The sequence below is a fragment of the Oceanobacillus alkalisoli genome (genome assembly GCF_021556485.1).
GTDB classification, from domain to species: domain Bacteria; phylum Bacillota; class Bacilli; order Bacillales; family Amphibacillaceae; genus Oceanobacillus; species Oceanobacillus alkalisoli.
Window position 1 is genome coordinate 66,342 of sequence record NZ_JAKGBW010000008.1, and the last position, 16,569, is coordinate 82,910.

Here is a 16,569-nt window from a genome sequence, read left to right on the forward strand (position 1 = left end):
AATAAAAGGTGGAGAAGGAAGTGAGATTGACCCGCTTAAGAAAATTCAGAGATACCTATCGCCTATTTTTCTTTATTAGTAAGCTCATTCTAATCTCATATTTACTGTTATTCACTTTAACTTATATGAATGCGCCAACCGGTGCTGTTTTCACAGAGAATCATAAAGTCATCAGTAGCATCCATGCAGAAAACGAAGAAATCGATGCGGAAGCCGATGAAGAAAAAAATATGGAAGAAGAGCAGCAAACTGAGAAAGTAACAGAGGAACCTCCAAATGAAGAGACAGATAACCCAATAGAAGAAACGGAGTCTGATGAGGGAGAGAAAGAGGAGGAACAAGAAGAAACAATAGAAGATAAAGAGCAACATTCTGAAGAAGAAGTGAAAAACGAAGAGTCCGTTACCCCAGAAGAAACTGAAGAAGAGGAGGAAGGAGCAAGTGAAAATGAAGACAGTATTTAAATGGTTAAATCACGTCGTTTCCACGATACTCATCGTATTATTAGTATCCGTAGCTGGATTAGTCATGATGACGAAAATGCAGGGCGGTGCGCCAGAGGTTGCCGGATACCAGCTGAAAACAGTGCTATCTGGTTCCATGGAGCCGGAAATTCAAACTGGTTCTGTTATTGTTGTTAAGACACTTCGAGACCAAGAGAAAAACAATCTTAAGGTCGGTGATGTTATTACTTTTTTGGAAACGAACGATAAACGTATTACGCACCGCATCATCGACGTGAAGCAATCTGCAGATGGCGCGCTGTATATAACAAAAGGAGATAATAATAACGGTCAGGACCGAGACCCGGTTCTTGCTGCCAATGTTATCGCAAGCTACGAAGGGTTCACCATTCCCTATATTGGCTATATCGCTTCCTTTGCCCAGTCTCCAAATGGTGCGCTAGCATTTTTAATTCTTCCTGGCATCTTAATGGTTGGGTATTCATTTATTACGATTACACTGGTAATCCGGAGATTAGATATGAAGAAAGAGAATGAACAAGCGGAAGTAAAATAAACGGCAAATGTTTCGGAAGGTAGGAAGAAGTTTATGAAGCGACGACTTTTTATTCATGTTCCTGTCGTTTTCCTGCTGACTTTATGTTTTTGGATCTTTGAGGTAAATCCGGTTAGTGGGAATACGGCTACGAAAGAAGTATCCATTGAACGATACCCAGATGAAGTATTGTTTCAACTGGAAAATATGAAACCAGGGGATGCCGCTTACCGAACACTTGCCATCAAAAATATTCATAACCAAGACATCACCTATACGATGGAACTGCATAATGCTGGTGATCCAACTTTATATGATGCATTATTATTGCGAGTAATGTATTTGGATGAAGTTATCTTTTATGGGAAACTAAAAGATTACGAAGGAATAGTCGAGCGGCCGTTGAAATCCCATACAGAAGAAACCATTGAATTCGGTTTAGAGTTTCCCCAAGAGCTTGGAAACGAATATCAAGGTTTGAACGCAGCATTCCATCTGGAGTTTACTGCAAAGGCGATTATAGAGGAAAGTGTGGGTGCTGCTACCCTGAAAGGGGAAGGTAAGCCACAATTCAGTAATGGTAAAGGAGTCGGATTCCCTTTACCACGAACCGCAACTCACTTATTTACCTACCTGTTAATTGGTTTATTTCTGCTTTTTATTGGAGGCATTATTGGTTACTCGAACAAAAGAAAAAAACGGTTGCAACGATGAAACAAGTTGCAACATTTTTCCACTGCCTTTCCGTATCACAAATAAGGAAAGTCGACAAAGGAAGTCAATTTATTCAATCAATGTTGTAGTATAATAGACTTAGTAAATGGTCAAGCGTTTACAGTTCATCTGTCCTAGTTACCGGGTAAGCGATGGAGCATTTAAAAAAGGGATGGATTTATACAGGGGGCGGCAAAGTGGAAAAAACGGAAAGAGCGGTAGAGGTGGATATGGAGTGGGTCTTATTAATTTTACAGGCAAAAGGAATAGGGTTGAAGACGGAAGAGGTGCGTTTTTTCCTTGAAGAGCAAAAGAAATTATTAAAACAATAAACAAAGGATAGAAGCCTCACCTATTATATGATATAATTCGATTGAAAGTAGGTGAGTGGGTTTGCTTGGTGAACGTATTAAAACATTCAGAACAGAACAAAAGATGTCTATATCAGAATTAGCAGAAAAAGCAGGGGTAGCCAAATCATATTTGAGCTCGATTGAGCGAAACAAGCAAACAAACCCATCCATTCAATTTATTGAGAAAGTTAGTGAAGCTTTAGGTGTTTCGATAAATGAACTTCTCTATGATGGTGATGAAGTTGATATTGAGGATCTGGACAGGGAATGGCTTGAGATTGTGTTAGAAGCAATGGAGTCAGGAGTATCCAAAAAACAATTTAAGGAATATCTTGAATTTAATAAATGGAGAAAAGAACAAGAGTTGGATTAGAGATTTTATCTTGTTCTACGTTCTTAATGGACAACCTGCAAACCATGGTATCAACTTATACTATGGTTTTTTTACTGCATATGAAAATATAAACGAATAATGAAGGGATCGGAGCGTTTCCAGATTGGATAAAAAATATTTGTATTGGTTGTTTCCCATTTTATGGATGGGGATTATTTTCTATTCTTCTGCTACACCGTACGAACAGCAAGACATGAAGCCATTTCTAGGCGAATCTGTTAACTTGGAGTTTTTGGAGCCTTTGGCAGATGAGGTGCGCTTTACATATAACGAATCCATTGTAAGTATCGAAACCCACGGTGTGGAAGGGATTGTTGAGTTCTTTATTCGAAAAGGTGCGCATGTATTCGTCTTTTTCATCCTTACACTTCTGTTCAAGCTCGCTTTCGACAAGACAACAGAGATGCGCTTTCAAAACCAAGTATTACTTTCCTTTTTGCTGACAGCTGCATATGCTATTATGGATGAAATTCATCAAGGCTTTACCCCAAATCGTACCGCATACATGGGGGATGTTTTCCTTGATAGTATGGGTAGTTTAATTGCTGTAGTTCTCTTGATTATTATTCGTAAAATCAACTGGTCCAAATAGTATTATATAAGAGGTTGTTCAAAAAGTTCGGTAAAAATGACACTTCGTGAATGGGAGGTTCTACTAAGTCCGTCCACGTCCTGTGGACAACGTAGAACTCACCACTTCCTGTGGAAGCTCGTTGGCTCGCTTTTCCGCTTCTCATGTACCTACTAACGTACATTCCGGTGCCGTGAGCTTCGCCGCCTCGAATTTCGACGCACAGGATGTGCTAGTGTCGGCGTTGCAACAGGACGTTGCTTATTTAGCCGACCTCGGTCCTTTTTATCCTCCTTTTTGAACACACACTATAAGCTTTCCCTAAAAATCCTTAAAAATTTTCGCGAAAAAAGATGAAACTCTATGAATTTAGTTGTATAATGTCCTATATGAAAAGATAGAAAAAATATGAAGTTCGTAACGTAAGCTATAACATTGATTCACTGACCTCTAGAGAAAGCTTACACTGACAATGCATCACGAGGCTGAACTTCAAAAATACTAGAATCAATTGCAATGAAAAGGCGGGAATAGAGTTATGGGTGAGCAAGAACGATACAAGAACATGTTAAGAAAAGTGATCGATGCAACTGAAAATGAAAAAATTCAAACGTCCGAAGAATTAATCCGCACATTAATAAATGAACTCACAACGAATATTGGTGTGAAATCACAACACACTTTAGTCAAGTAAAAAAGCTGCATTCTAATGAAGAATGCAGCTTTTTTTGTGAATATTTAATCGGTCGTGTTTTCTACTTCGATTTCTAGATATTTTTGATCGGTAAGGTGGATAGCAGCCTGGTCGCTCGTTAAATCAACCATCCAATCTATGAAATTATCTTTTTCCCCAACTTCAACATAAACGATAAATTCTACATTTTCCAGATAATTAATCGTCTCCAGTATATGGTCAGATTGTCTTAGAACGTTTTCCAGTTTACCAAGCATGCCATACTCGACTGTGACGGAAACACCTTGCATCAGAACACGTTTTACAATCCCGGTCGTTTTAATCGCCTGGCTTGTCGTATTTCCGTACGCACGAATCAGACCTCCTGCACCTAACTTAATCCCGCCAAAGTAACGGGTCACTACTACTGCAGTATCCTTCAGATTTTGCTTTTTCAATACTTCCAGCATGGGTACTCCGGCAGTCCCACTCGGCTCGCCATCATCATTTGCTTTCTGAATTTCATTATTTTCGCCAATCATATAACATGAACAGTTATGGGTGGCATCATAATGTTTCTTCTTTATTTCCTGTATGAAGCTTTGGGCTGCTTCTTCTGATTCGACACGCCGGACGTAACCGATAAAACGGGATTTCTGTATGATTATTTCGTCCTGTCCTTCTTGTTTTACGGTATAATAATGTGATAGCATTGAATCACTCCTTACAATCATACTTGGGTCACGAGTATCCCTGTATGGTGTACTACATAACGGTAGATAATAATAGGTAAAAGGTTCCGAAAACAGGGAACTAGGGAATAGACCCCATGAAAATAGAAATGCATCGCGTATATTATAACACATAGGGTGGTGGTAACGATGTCGATCAATATCGGTGAAAAAGCAATTGATCAGGTCATCGATGAAATGATTCGTGTAGTTAAGAGTAGCAAGAATGAAATTTTCAACATAAGTGAACAAGCTCGTCACGAATATGATACCCTAAAAACAGAACTGGAGGAAACAAAAAGACTTGTAATAACGTACATAGAAGAGGGGGACCGCTTGGAATTAAACGTGCGGGCCTCGCGTAGACGATTAGCGGAGGTAAGTAAAGATTTCGTACGTTTTACAGAAGAAGATATCCATCAAGCATATGAAGAAACCCACTGGTTACAAGCTCAGATGACGCTGTACAGGGACAAAGAAGCAGATCTAAGAAAAAAACGCGACGATATCGAGCGCAGACTCCTTAATCTATATGATACAATTAATAAAGCAGAAGGAATTACAAGCAAAATCTCAGTTGTTGAACAGTATCTTGAACAAGATCTCTACCAGGTTAATGAGATGATTGAAACGGCCAAGGAAAAGCAGGCATTTGGTCTGAAAATCATTGAAGCCCAGGAAGAAGAACGTAGAAGATTATCACGTGAGATACATGACGGACCAGCTCAGATGCTTGCAAATATCCTCCTCCGTTCTGAGATTATTGAGCGGGTATTGAATGAAGGTTCCGCTCAAGCAGCGGTAAATGAGCTTCAAAGTGTACGAAAAATGATCCGTTCATCACTCTATGAAGTAAGAAAAATAATTTATGATCTACGGCCGATGGCACTTGATGATTTAGGACTAATTCCAACAATCCGGAAATATATTGCAAATCTCATTGATTTTCATCAAATCGATATTGACTTTGTCTTGATTGGGGAAGAAAAGCGGTTAAATGATAAATATGAGGTGGCTTTATTCCGGTTAATGCAAGAATCGGTTCAAAATGCAATTAAACATGCCAAGCCGACACTTATTCAAGTGAAATTACAAATTCAGAAAAAAAGTATCATCATGATTATTAAAGATAATGGAAAAGGATTCGATATAAATATAAAAAAAGAGAATTCTTTTGGTCTTATCGGCATGAAGGAAAGAGTGGAGATGTTGAGCGGTGAAATTGACATCAGTTCAGAACCAAATGCAGGCACGACGGTCATCATTCGCGTTCCTGATGCAGCTGAATAAGACAACCGAACTTTACACAAATAGAAACAAATCGATAATTAAATGATTTTTGGGAGGAAGTCCAGATGACAAATGACAAAGTAATTAAAATTGTACTAATCGATGACCATAAGTTATTTCGCGAAGGTGTGAAGCGGATTCTAGATTTTGAATCATCCTTTGAAGTCGTTGCCGAGGGCGATGACGGGACTGAAGCAGCAAAGCTTGTTAAGGAAAATAATCCAGATGTTGTCTTGATGGACATCAACATGCCCAATATTAATGGAATTGAAGCTACAGGCGATTTAGTTCGCTACTTCCCGGAAACGAAAGTCATCATCTTATCGATCCATGATAATGAAGCTTATGTTACCCATGCTTTAAAAACTGGTGCCGCGGGGTATCTTTTAAAGGAAATGGATTCCGATTCTTTAATCGAAGCAATCCGTGTCGTCAGTGAAGGCGGATCTTACCTCCACCCTAAAGTTACCCATAATCTAGTGAAAGAGTACCGCCGTCTTGCTACGGAAAGCGTTGCATCAGATGCAGGTGAAAGGGTCGTTGAGTATCATAAACCACTCCATTTGCTTACGAAGCGTGAATGTCAGGTGCTCCAGCTGCTTGCAGACGGTAAAAGCAACCGCGCAGTAGCAGAAACCTTGTATATAAGTGAGAAGACAGTAAAGAACCATGTGAGTAATATTTTACAAAAAATGAATGTTAACGACCGAACCCAAGCCGTCGTAACCGCGATTAAAAAAGGTTGGGTAGAAGTATTGTAAGCTTAAAGAGCCCCAGGTAAAACGGGGGCTCTTTGTTTGGTTAAACAATAGTTGATGAATAATGAATTTTTTCCGGTTTTCATGTAGAATATAGGTCATACATACGGGAATATAGTAAATAAGCTTTTTTTAAAATGAACAGAATCTGTAATTGCTTTCGGTTATTTTTTAGATGGAGTTATAGAAGAGGGAATAGCCACCCGCTTCAGATTGCAGAAATTGAATAATAAATGGAATAAGGAGAAGGTTACGATGAAAATTGCTGTCATGACGGATAGTACAGCTTATATACCGGAAAAAATCCGTGAAGAGCTAAACATTCATATGGTGCCATTAAGCGTCGTGTTTGATGATACATCATACCGTGAGGAAATTGATATTACAACCGAAGAATTTTATGAGAAATTGAAGAATTATAAAGAACTGCCAACTACATCCCAGCCATCTATTGGGTACGCCACAGAGAAACTAGAGCAACTTGCCGAAGATTTCGATGCAGTAATTTCCGTCCATTTATCCAGTGGGATCAGTGGGACATTTCAAACTGTTTTAAGTGCAGGTGAGATGGTGGAAGGTATAGATGTATATGCTTATGATTCAGAAGCGAGTTGCTTTGTCCAAGCCTTCTATGTCTATGAAGCTGTGAAGCTTAGTAAGGAAAATAAAACACCCGAAGAAATTATTGCACGCCTGGATGAGATGAAGCAATCGATGCGTGCATATTTTATGGTGGATGATTTAACGAATTTAACTCGGGGTGGAAGACTATCAAACGCCCAGGCAATCATTGGAAGCTTACTGCAAGTAAAACCGGTGCTCCATTTTGTCGATAAACTAATCGTTCCATTTGAAAAAATCCGCACACGGAAAAAAGCAATTAACCGCATTATTGGAATGCTTGAAAGTGAAGCAGAAAAAGGGAAGGATTTGAAGGTTTGCTTCATCCATGCGAATGACGAAGAATCTGCACGAGCCCTGGAAAGAGATTTCAATCAAAAGTTTCCAAATATCGAAACTTCCATCTCCTATTTCGGACCGGTTATCGGCACCCACCTCGGCGAAAAAGCCGTTGGAGTTGGCTGGTACGAGAAATAAGCAACTTGTCATGAAACAGTCTATTATCTTTAGGGATTAGGCTGTTTTTTGTTGTTTTTTAAAAAGAGATATTATATACTGAAATTTAATATTATTTAGAAAGGAAGATTCTTTTGATTCAAGAAAAATTAAAACGTGATCTCGCCGAATTAGCCTCTACTTTAGATGGTAAACTGCTCCGACTTGAAGAACTCCCTATTGATCGCAAGCTGACTCGCTTCCTCCTCTCTCGAAATCTTCTAAAAACAAAGCCCGCTCTTACCAAATCATTTCTTCGTACCCGGTGTATGCGTTGTGGCAATGAGACTCCCCGGAAATTCGCTGAGATTCCCTGTCAAAAATGTAATAAAGCCCATTTTTATTGCAGAAACTGTATGGATATGGGAAGGCTGATGGAATGTGATGTCTTATATTATTGGAATGGCCCGTCAGCAGTTTGGTCAAAACAAAAAAATCCTTGCTCGTGGGAAGGAACACTAACCCGAGCCCAGGAAAAAGCAGCGCTAAGAATAAAAGAAGCAATTACAAATAGAGAGAAAGAAATCCTGACTTGGGCAGTTTGCGGAGCAGGAAAAACAGAAATGCTTTTCCCTGGAATCTCCAAAGCTCTTGAAGAGGGAATGCGCATTTGTTTGGCTACTCCCAGGGCAGACGTGGTGCGGGAACTAAAGCCCCGGCTGGAAAAAGCGTTCCGGCATATTCCAATCCAAGCATTGTACGGCGGCAGTAAAGATAAGCATAAACAAGCACAGCTTATCATCGCGACAACACATCAACTTCTCCGATATGAAAAAGCTTTTGACGTCATGATAATCGATGAAGTCGATGCTTTTCCTTTTCATGCTGATCCAGCATTGCCCTTTGCCCAGAAACGATCTGCCAAACGAAATTGTACAACAATTTACCTAACTGCGACTCCTAGAGAAGACTTGAAAGCTGAGATCCGCCGTGGTAAATTAACACATGTTTTTGTACCTGTTCGCTATCACGGTCATCCCCTGCCCGTTCCTAAATTAAAAATGTGGCATTCCCTAAACAAAGAACTCCCGAAATTGCAATCTTCTAATCCGCTCCTTTACTGGCTTCTTAACCGACAAAATCCCAAAAGGCAGCTCCTAGTCTTCGTTCCGACAGTAGAACGGGCTGGTCAATTAAAAACTCCATTAACGAATTTAATGCTCAAGCACAAGCTGATTCATCATCCTAATCAACTCGGTTCCGTCCATGCCTCAGACCCTGACAGGGAAAGGAAAGTCGTGTCTTTTCGCGAAAAAACATTAAAAGTTATCTTAACGACGACAATCCTTGAACGGGGAGTAACTTTTCCGTCTGTTGATGTTGCAATCCTCGATGCTGGACATGATGTGTTTGATGAAGCAGCTCTCGTTCAAATTGCTGGCCGGGCAGGAAGAAATTCGAATGATCCGACAGGGGAAGTCCTATTTTTTCATGACGGAAAAACAGAGGCGATGCTTGCTGCAATTTATGCAATCAAGCAAATGAATAAGCGGGGAGGCTTTTAATATGAATTGTTTATGGTGTGAGGAGGAACGTAGCAGACATATCGGTTGGAAAAATTTCTTAAACTTAATGAACCCTTATGAACTATGTGATTCCTGTGTTTCCAATCTGATTTTTCTTTATGAAACCCCAAGCCGTTGTACAAAATGCAGCAGAGAGTCAGAAGAGAAGATTTGTTTTGATTGCATCCGCTGGGAGAAACAGATGCAAGATGATCCGTTACTATTTAATTATTCTATCTTTCCATACAACCTATTCATGCAGGAAATCATTGCAAAATGGAAGTATCGTGGTGATTACGTTTTGGGGGAATTATTCCGCCCGTATATACGGGCAGCTTTCAGTAAGAAGTTCGGAAAGAAAAAGAAGGAATTAATTGCCGTTCCGATTCCTTTAAGTGAAAAGAGAATGGATGAGCGGGGATTTAATCAAGCGGAAATGCTTGCTCATTTTTTGCCGCTCGAAACAAAGACAGCTTTTATCCGAATAGACAGTGAAAAGCAGTCGAAGAGAAACCGAAGAGAACGAATCACGGCAAAAAATCCATTTTCTCTTATCGAAAAGATTAACACTCCCGTTCTATTAGTCGATGATATATATACAACCGGAACAACATTACGGCATGCTGCTGGGCGATTAAAGGAACATGGCTGCCCAAGTGTTTATGCCTTAACACTAATTCGCGGGTAGAAATTTTGTTATAATAAAAGAAGAATAAAGGAAGAGGAGAATTTTCCATGGGAGAATTAGCAAACTGTTCCCACTGTGGTACAGTATATGTAAAAACGATTCGTGATATTTGTCAGGATTGTTTTAAAAAAGAGGAAGAAGCATTCCAAACAGTTTCTCAATTTCTTCGTGAAAAGAAGAATAGGGAAGCAACGATTCTAGAAATTGTGGAAGAAACGGGCGTAGAAGAAGAATTGATTATTAAATTTGTGAAAGAAAGACGGTTGCAGCCAACAGATTTCCCCAACCTTGCTTATCCTTGTGAGAGGTGTGGTAATGGTATAACGGCTGGTAAGCTTTGTGAGAATTGCCAAAAGGAGTTGAAGAATGATTTGGCTGTACTGGAAGAAGAGGAACGAATGAAACAGGAAAGAGAAGAAAGAGAACGAGAGAACATTTATTTTTCCTTTAATCAAGATTAGAAAACTTGGTTGTCACCAAGCTTGTGGGTGACAACCTTAGTTGCACTTATGCAGTAAGAAAGGAATTATACTTTGTGACTGCTAAAAAGTAAATAATCCTTCATAATTTTAATGATATGCCGATATTAAGTATAGGATTAGTTAAAAACGACTGTTCGTTATAGATAGATGAATAGATGGGAGGAGGCATAGGAATGAAAATCAATCGATTCAATCAACTGAATTTCAATCCTTATAAACAGCAGCTCCAAAAACAGACAGAAATGAAAAAGGCTGCAAAGCGTTCGGATGAACTGCAAATTTCCAAAGAAGCTCTAAAACTTCAAGAAAAAGATCAGCCGAACAATAAGCGCGCGGAGAAGGTTCAGGAGATTAAGAAACAGATAGAAAATGGAGAATACAAAATGAATCATGAAGTTACCGCACAAAAAATGCTCGATTTTTGGACGAAGTAAGTTTAACTGGGAGTAACCCCATTCAAAGGAGGACCATGTAGTCCATGAATGAATTGAGACTAGCATTAACGGAATTAACAAATTTGCATCGGGAGCTTTTAGATATATCCGTAGAAAAAACGGAATGGATTAAAGCTGGAAATATCGATAACCTGCAACAAACCCTAGTCAATGAACGACAGCTTGTACGAAAGATTGAAAAGGTGGAGAAAATCCGTACTCGACTTGTAAATAACTGGGTTGAAGCAGAAGGGATGACCGAACCAAACCCGACAATTACGTTCATATTGGAACAAATGATAAATGAAACGGACAAACGTGAGCTGGAAGAAGTAGCGATTGGACTAACGAAAGTTATTACGGAACTGAAAGCCCAAGAAAAACTGAATCTCGCGCTAATTAATCAATCCATGCAATTTGTGCATATGTCGCTTGATTTAATGAGTCCGTCCCTTAAAAATATGAATTACTCGAATACGGATAAGCCAAGTACGGAACAGCCAAATCGATCCATATTCGACTCAAAGGCATAATTTAAATTAAAGGAGTAACAGCAAATGAGTACATTTCACGGATTGGAAATGGCAAAACAAGCATTATTTGCCCAGCAATCTGCTTTATATACAACTGGTCATAATATTGCAAACGCAAATACAGAAGGTTATTCGAGGCAACGAGTGAATTTTGAAGCTGACCAGGCAATGCCGAGCGCTTCAAGAAATAGATCTGGCATGCCCGGTCAAATTGGAACAGGTGTGAAAGCTGGTTCGATTCAGCGGATACGTGACCACTTTATTGATCATCAGTTCCGCGGTGAGAATAGTTTAGCAGGCTATTGGGAAAAACGCGCAGAAGCACTTGGCCGCATGGAGAATGTGCTGAATGACTTGGATGATACAGGATTGTCTGAAGCGATGGACCAGTTTTGGAGTGGGCTCCAAGATCTCGCGGTAAATCCGACGAATGGGGGCGCCCGTTCTGTTGTTGTCCATCGTGGAATTGCGCTTAGCGACACGTTTAATTATCTTAACCAGTCCTTAACACAGATTCGGAATGATTTAAAAACGGAAATGAATCATTCTGTCGAAAATGTAAATCGTATTTCAGAGCAGGTTAATGAATTGAATACAGAGATTAAAGCACTTGAAATAGCGGGCTATATTCCAAACGATTTATATGATCAACGCGACTTGCTTATTGACGAGTTATCACGGATCATCCCGATTGATGTAAGCTATGAGAAGTCAGGTGACCATGTTGGTGACGCTGCACAAGGGTTAGCTGTAATTGAAGTGAAGACAGAAGAATATACCGATGCAGACGGAAATACAAAGAACGGTTACAAGCTTGTTGACGGAGAGAATTTAACGTATCAGTCAATTTCACTTGCCGAATCAGTTCGTGAAGGGTTTTCTTATATTAGTGGAATCCAGCTTGATCTTGACGGATCCCCGCTTAGCTTGGAGACTGGCAGAGAAGGAACATTAAAATCCCTTATCGATGCTTACGGTAGTGGGGAAAATAAAGGGGATTTCCTGAAAGGTCTTAAAGACTTAACAGATTTGCGAAATAATTTCATTGAAGCTTTTAATGTGGTTCATCATGAAGGAGTTCCCCTTGACGAAACAGTGGAGCCGGTTGATTTCTTTGTCATCGATGATAACGGGAATATGGTGGTGAATCAGGAGATAATTGATAACCCGGAATGGATTACTGCCGCGCTTGAAGGTGAAGGCGACGGGAAGAATGCTTTGGAGCTTGCGAAAGTTTTTGATGAGGCGGGAATTAAAGAAGCATACGCGCAATTAACTGGATCTTTAGCCGTTCAAGTCGAGGATGCTGAAAGAATGCAGCGTAATACAACTGTGTTACTTAGCCAGTTGGAAGGCAGTCGTCAATCCATCCGTTCTGTTTCGCTGGATGAGGAAATGACGAATATGATCAAGTTCCAGCATGCGTACAATGCAGCCGCAAGGTCGATGACTGCGACAGACGAATTATTGGACCGCATTATTAATAATATGGGGCTTGTAGGAAGGTAGGTCATATACATGCGCGTCACACAAAGTATGATTTCAAATAATCTATTGACAAATTTAAATAAAAGTTATGCTGAGGTGGATAAGTATTTCAACCAATTGAATACAGGCAAGAAGTTCAGCCGTCCATCGGAAGACCCGGTAGCAGCAATGAAAGGAATCGGCTACCGTACGGAATTGCACCGAATCGAACAATACCAGCGGAATACCGGCGAGGTGCAGAACTGGTATGACAATACAGATGCCGCCTTGGATCAGACAAATAGCGGTCTGCAGCGTCTGCGTTATCTTGCTGTCCAGGCAAGCAATGGCACATATGGTGAAGCAGAGCTGAAAAATATCGCAGAAGAAGCCGAACAAATTAAACTTGACCTAATAGATGTAGCGAATACAAAAGTAAATGACAAATATATTTTCAATGGTACGCGAACAAATGAAGCTCCTGTTGAGATGGTAGACGGTGAAGTGATATCCGACTTTAATGAGAGCTCAGTCGAAATTGAAGTCGCAGCAGGTGTGACTTTAGCTGCAAATGTCGACGGGAATAAGGCATTTACAGACGGAGAAACAGATATGTTTGCGGTAATCGACTCGTTCATTACAAGCTTGAATACAGGGAATGCGGACGGGGAAATCGACCAAAGCATTGCTGCTATCGACGGAATTATTGATAATGTAATCAATGCTAGGGCTGATCTTGGTGCGCGAGTGAACCGGTTAGATTTGGTAGAGAACCGCTTGGAACAGCAAGAAATCATCGCAACTGGATCTTTATCTGCTAATGAAGATGTGAACTATGCGGAGGCAATTACCAATTTGATGACGCAAGAGAGCATCCACCGTGCAGCACTCTCCAGTGGTTCGCGAATGATTCAACCAAGCCTGCTCGATTTTCTTAGATAAGTGAAATTTACCTTAGCGGGAGGTCTTTTATCTTCGACTGAAGGTTAGTTGAACGAATCGGGTCGTTATCGGCTGTTGGATCTCCCGCTCAGAAATAAGAAGTATCTTTTATTTCTTGAAGTGGGAGTCGCGCGTCCGGTTACACTGCGATATAAAAACAGAGAGCCCTTAGCCCTTTTAAAGGACTTAGGGTTTTTTTCGTAAAATAAATCCTGTAAATTTATTAGTCAATAAAAACTGTAAAAAGAGAGGTATTATGACGATGAAACTTCATACTAAATATTTAGGCAATGTGGAAATCGACGAAAAGAAGCTGATTCGATTTCCAAATGGTCTGCCTGGTTTTCCTGAAGAAACAGAATTCATCATCTTGGAATTGCCGAATAATACAGCATTTCAATTGTTACAATCAACAAAAACTAGCAGTCTCGCTTTCGTAATCACCAATCCATATTTATTTTACCAAGCCTATGAACTGAAGCTGGAACAAGATTTTCTCGAGGTATTACAAATTACGGATAAAGAAGATGTCGCGGTTTATTCAATTGTGACGTTAAATAAACCATTCACCCAAAGCACGATGAATCTGCGTGCCCCTGTAATTATCAATACGAAGCGATTAATCGGTAAACAGTATATTTTGAACGAACACAAGTATACTTCCCGCGCGCCGATTGCCCCAGACGAAAAGAGGGACGCGTCATGTTAGTGTTAACGAGGAAGAAAAATGAAGCCATCCAAATTGGAGACGATATTGAAATCAAAGTGCTTGGGGTGGAAGGAGATCAAGTGAAGTTGGGGATAGCAGCTCCGAAATCCGTGGATATTCACCGTAAAGAAATTTATTTGGATATTAAAGAACAAAATAATGCGGCAGCTAATCTATCACTCGATTTACTTGATTTGATGAACGATAATACATTAGATAAGTAATTTGATAATTTCCCTTCAAACTATCCGGAATATGCCGATACTATTAGTAGGTAACGATGAGGGGGATGAGTGGGGATGACGATAAAAGTGGTCGGATCTCAGACAATCATTCAGAGCAATATGCAACTTCAACAAGATATAAAAGTTGATCGATCCGCTACAAAAGAACACCAACAAAAAAACACTACAAATGTAAAAATTGAAAAATACGGGAAAGCACAGCGTGAAGCGGTAGAAGAAGCGGTTGATAATCTGAATCAGTTTCTTGAGCCTTCTCGCCGCAATTTGAAATTCGAATTACATGATAAGCTCGATAAATATTATGTGAGTGTTATTGACCAAGCGACAGATGAGGTAATCAAGGAAATCCCACCAAAGAAAATTCTTGATATGTATGCCGCAATGGCAGAATTCATGGGATTACTAGTCGATGAAAAAATATAAGGAAGTGAAAATATGCGTATAGGTGGCTTGGCCAGTGGAATAGATACAGATTCCATGATAAGAGACTTAATGAACGCAGAACGGATTCCATTGGATAAACTCGAACAGCAACGGACGAAAATGGAATGGCAGCGTGATGCTTTCCGTGATATTAATAAACAGATATCAGAGCTGGAGCGACTGATCACAGATATGCGGTTAAACAGTAATACGATTAATCCGAAGAAGGTTACATCCTCTATGGAAGGCGCAGTGACAGCGACTGGATCTGCCGCAGCGGGAAATGGTACTTTTAAGATTGCTGTGGAGAAGCTTGCTACTAATGCGATTAATACGGGCAAGGCCTCAAAAGAAAAAATTGAGAATTTCATTTCCAATAATAATGGTGAAACAGTAAGTTTTTACACCTATGGAGAAGCTGATCCTGATAAAGGGTTGGAAGCAGGGATGCAAAAACGTTCATTTGAAATTGAACAGGGCGATACAATCGATTCAGTTATAAAAAAGATCCAAGCTGCAGATAAAAACATTCGTGCTTTTTATGATGAAGCTGAGGGGCAGTTTGTCATGGAGACGAAACGTACTGGTGAATATAACACGACCGGTGAATTTGACGGAGCCGAAATAGGATTCAAAAGTGGTGAAAGCAGTTTTTTTACTGAGACTTTTGGTATGAAACATAATCAAGAACAAGGCGGAGAAAATGCAATATTTCATTATAATGATGCTGTTCAATTAGAGTCAAAAGACAACCGCTACACCTTAAACGGGATGACATTCACGTTCCACGATGTTACTGGAAAAGATGAAAGTGGCGGGCTAATCAACGCAACACTTACAGTTACGAATGATGTTGATAAAGCAGTGGAAAATATCACCGAATTCGTCGATAAATATAATGAACTGATTATGACATTAAACGGTACCCAGCAAGAACCGATTTATCGTGACTTCCCACCGTTAACAGAACAACAAATGGAAGAAATGTCTGATAAACAAATTGAACTTTGGGAAGAAAAAGCGAGAAGTGGACTATTGCGCAGAGAATCCATTATCCCTTCTGCATTAACGAGTCTTCGTTCGACCTGGTCAACCACGGTTGATAATGACGGGGCATTTCGGTTGATGGCCGAGATTGGAATTACGACTACGGAAGATTATTTGGATGGCGGAATGCTCGAAATCGATGAAGTTCAATTACGTGAGAAGCTGGAGGAAGATGTAAGTTCTGTCCAAAATTTGCTATTCAATAGTTCGGAAGGTTCAGACCGTGGGCTATTAAATCGATTGGAAGATTCGCTTGAGACGACAATTGGCCGAATTGAGCAACGAGCAGGAAAAGGTTCCTTCACGAATCAGATGTATACAATGGGACGCGAACTAGAAGCGATGGAAAAACGAATTAAAGCATTTGAAGATCGCTTAGTGCAAGTAGAGGATAGATACTGGCGCCAGTTCACAGCAATGGAGCGGGCAATTTCCATGATGAACAACCAATCAGCCATGTTAATGAATTTCGGCGGTAATATGCCTCAATAAGGA

Annotated in this window: 22 protein-coding genes; 21 read left to right on the forward strand and 1 reads right to left on the reverse strand. The window is 40.1% G+C overall.

What is annotated here, in order from left to right:
• Positions 1 to 26: 26 nt before the first annotated feature.
• From LZD48_RS09750 to LZD48_RS09780, 7 genes are all read left to right on the forward strand, one after another.
• On the forward strand, positions 27 to 464 hold the full coding sequence (locus LZD48_RS09750; protein ID WP_235762554.1) for a hypothetical protein: 438 nt from the start codon (positions 27 to 29) through the stop codon (positions 462 to 464).
• On the forward strand, positions 448 to 1,020 hold the full coding sequence (gene sipW / locus LZD48_RS09755; RefSeq protein WP_235762630.1) for a signal peptidase I SipW: 573 nt from the start codon (positions 448 to 450) through the stop codon (positions 1,018 to 1,020). The genes LZD48_RS09750 and sipW overlap by 17 nt, the downstream gene beginning before the upstream one ends.
• Before the next feature lie 33 nt (positions 1,021 to 1,053).
• A complete protein-coding gene (locus LZD48_RS09760; protein WP_235762555.1) occupies positions 1,054 to 1,713 on the forward strand; it encodes an LPxTATN C-terminal sorting signal domain in 660 nt (219 codons plus the stop codon).
• Positions 1,714 to 1,910: 197 nt separating this feature from the next.
• Positions 1,911 to 2,045: a DNA-binding anti-repressor SinI gene (gene sinI / locus LZD48_RS09765; RefSeq protein WP_235762556.1), complete on the forward strand. Its 135-nt coding sequence runs from the start codon at positions 1,911 to 1,913 to the stop codon at positions 2,043 to 2,045.
• A 61-nt stretch (positions 2,046 to 2,106) separates the two neighbouring features.
• Positions 2,107 to 2,439: a helix-turn-helix domain-containing protein gene (locus LZD48_RS09770; protein WP_235762557.1), complete on the forward strand. Its 333-nt coding sequence runs from the start codon at positions 2,107 to 2,109 to the stop codon at positions 2,437 to 2,439.
• A 124-nt stretch (positions 2,440 to 2,563) separates the two neighbouring features.
• Positions 2,564 to 3,052: a VanZ family protein gene (locus tag LZD48_RS09775; protein WP_235762558.1), complete on the forward strand. Its 489-nt coding sequence runs from the start codon at positions 2,564 to 2,566 to the stop codon at positions 3,050 to 3,052.
• A 517-nt stretch (positions 3,053 to 3,569) separates the two neighbouring features.
• Positions 3,570 to 3,725, forward strand: a complete 156-nt coding sequence (locus LZD48_RS09780) for a hypothetical protein (protein WP_235762559.1) — start codon at positions 3,570 to 3,572, stop codon at positions 3,723 to 3,725.
• Between the two features lie 44 nt (positions 3,726 to 3,769).
• Here LZD48_RS09780 and LZD48_RS09785 read toward each other — a convergent pair whose 3' ends face one another.
• The gene (locus LZD48_RS09785; protein ID WP_235762560.1) at positions 3,770 to 4,417 is read right to left on the reverse strand and encodes a YigZ family protein; all 648 of its coding nucleotides are present in this window, start codon (positions 4,415 to 4,417) and stop codon (positions 3,770 to 3,772) included.
• Positions 4,418 to 4,585: 168 nt separating this feature from the next.
• Between LZD48_RS09785 and LZD48_RS09790 the strand changes: the two genes are divergently transcribed.
• The 14 genes from LZD48_RS09790 (at position 4,586) to LZD48_RS09855 (ending at position 16,566) form a co-directional block, all read left to right on the forward strand.
• Positions 4,586 to 5,725, forward strand: a complete 1,140-nt coding sequence (locus LZD48_RS09790; RefSeq protein ID WP_235762561.1) for a sensor histidine kinase — start codon at positions 4,586 to 4,588, stop codon at positions 5,723 to 5,725.
• Positions 5,726 to 5,790: 65 nt separating this feature from the next.
• The gene (locus LZD48_RS09795; protein WP_235762562.1) at positions 5,791 to 6,486 is read left to right on the forward strand and encodes a response regulator; all 696 of its coding nucleotides are present in this window, start codon (positions 5,791 to 5,793) and stop codon (positions 6,484 to 6,486) included.
• A 252-nt stretch (positions 6,487 to 6,738) separates the two neighbouring features.
• Entirely contained in the window at positions 6,739 to 7,581 is an 843-nt protein-coding gene (locus tag LZD48_RS09800) for a DegV family protein (protein WP_235762563.1), read from the forward strand.
• Between the two features lie 113 nt (positions 7,582 to 7,694).
• Positions 7,695 to 9,104 (forward strand): ATP-dependent helicase ComFA, encoded by a 1,410-nt coding sequence (locus LZD48_RS09805; protein ID WP_498072165.1) that lies wholly within the window; start codon positions 7,695 to 7,697, stop codon positions 9,102 to 9,104.
• A gap of 1 nt (position 9,105) precedes the next feature.
• On the forward strand, positions 9,106 to 9,792 hold the full coding sequence (locus LZD48_RS09810) for a ComF family protein (RefSeq protein ID WP_235762565.1): 687 nt from the start codon (positions 9,106 to 9,108) through the stop codon (positions 9,790 to 9,792).
• 47 nt (positions 9,793 to 9,839) lie between these two features.
• Positions 9,840 to 10,253 (forward strand): TIGR03826 family flagellar region protein, encoded by a 414-nt coding sequence (locus LZD48_RS09815; RefSeq protein WP_235762567.1) that lies wholly within the window; start codon positions 9,840 to 9,842, stop codon positions 10,251 to 10,253.
• Positions 10,254 to 10,447: 194 nt separating this feature from the next.
• Entirely contained in the window at positions 10,448 to 10,708 is a 261-nt protein-coding gene (gene flgM / locus LZD48_RS09820) for a flagellar biosynthesis anti-sigma factor FlgM (RefSeq protein ID WP_235762568.1), read from the forward strand.
• 44 nt (positions 10,709 to 10,752) lie between these two features.
• Positions 10,753 to 11,241, forward strand: a complete 489-nt coding sequence (locus LZD48_RS09825; protein ID WP_235762569.1) for a flagellar protein FlgN — start codon at positions 10,753 to 10,755, stop codon at positions 11,239 to 11,241.
• Between the two features lie 24 nt (positions 11,242 to 11,265).
• The gene (flgK, locus tag LZD48_RS09830; protein ID WP_235762570.1) at positions 11,266 to 12,750 is read left to right on the forward strand and encodes a flagellar hook-associated protein FlgK; all 1,485 of its coding nucleotides are present in this window, start codon (positions 11,266 to 11,268) and stop codon (positions 12,748 to 12,750) included.
• Between the two features lie 9 nt (positions 12,751 to 12,759).
• On the forward strand, positions 12,760 to 13,650 hold the full coding sequence (flgL, locus tag LZD48_RS09835) for a flagellar hook-associated protein FlgL (RefSeq protein ID WP_235762571.1): 891 nt from the start codon (positions 12,760 to 12,762) through the stop codon (positions 13,648 to 13,650).
• 256 nt (positions 13,651 to 13,906) lie between these two features.
• The gene (fliW, locus tag LZD48_RS09840) at positions 13,907 to 14,359 is read left to right on the forward strand and encodes a flagellar assembly protein FliW (RefSeq protein WP_235762572.1); all 453 of its coding nucleotides are present in this window, start codon (positions 13,907 to 13,909) and stop codon (positions 14,357 to 14,359) included.
• A complete protein-coding gene (gene csrA, locus LZD48_RS09845; protein ID WP_235762573.1) occupies positions 14,353 to 14,583 on the forward strand; it encodes a carbon storage regulator CsrA in 231 nt (76 codons plus the stop codon). Before fliW ends, csrA begins: the two co-directional genes overlap by 7 nt.
• A gap of 75 nt (positions 14,584 to 14,658) precedes the next feature.
• On the forward strand, positions 14,659 to 15,027 hold the full coding sequence (flaG, locus tag LZD48_RS09850; RefSeq protein WP_235762574.1) for a flagellar protein FlaG: 369 nt from the start codon (positions 14,659 to 14,661) through the stop codon (positions 15,025 to 15,027).
• 12 nt (positions 15,028 to 15,039) lie between these two features.
• Positions 15,040 to 16,566 (forward strand): flagellar hook-associated protein 2, encoded by a 1,527-nt coding sequence (locus LZD48_RS09855; RefSeq protein ID WP_235762575.1) that lies wholly within the window; start codon positions 15,040 to 15,042, stop codon positions 16,564 to 16,566.
• Positions 16,567 to 16,569: the final 3 nt, after the last annotated feature.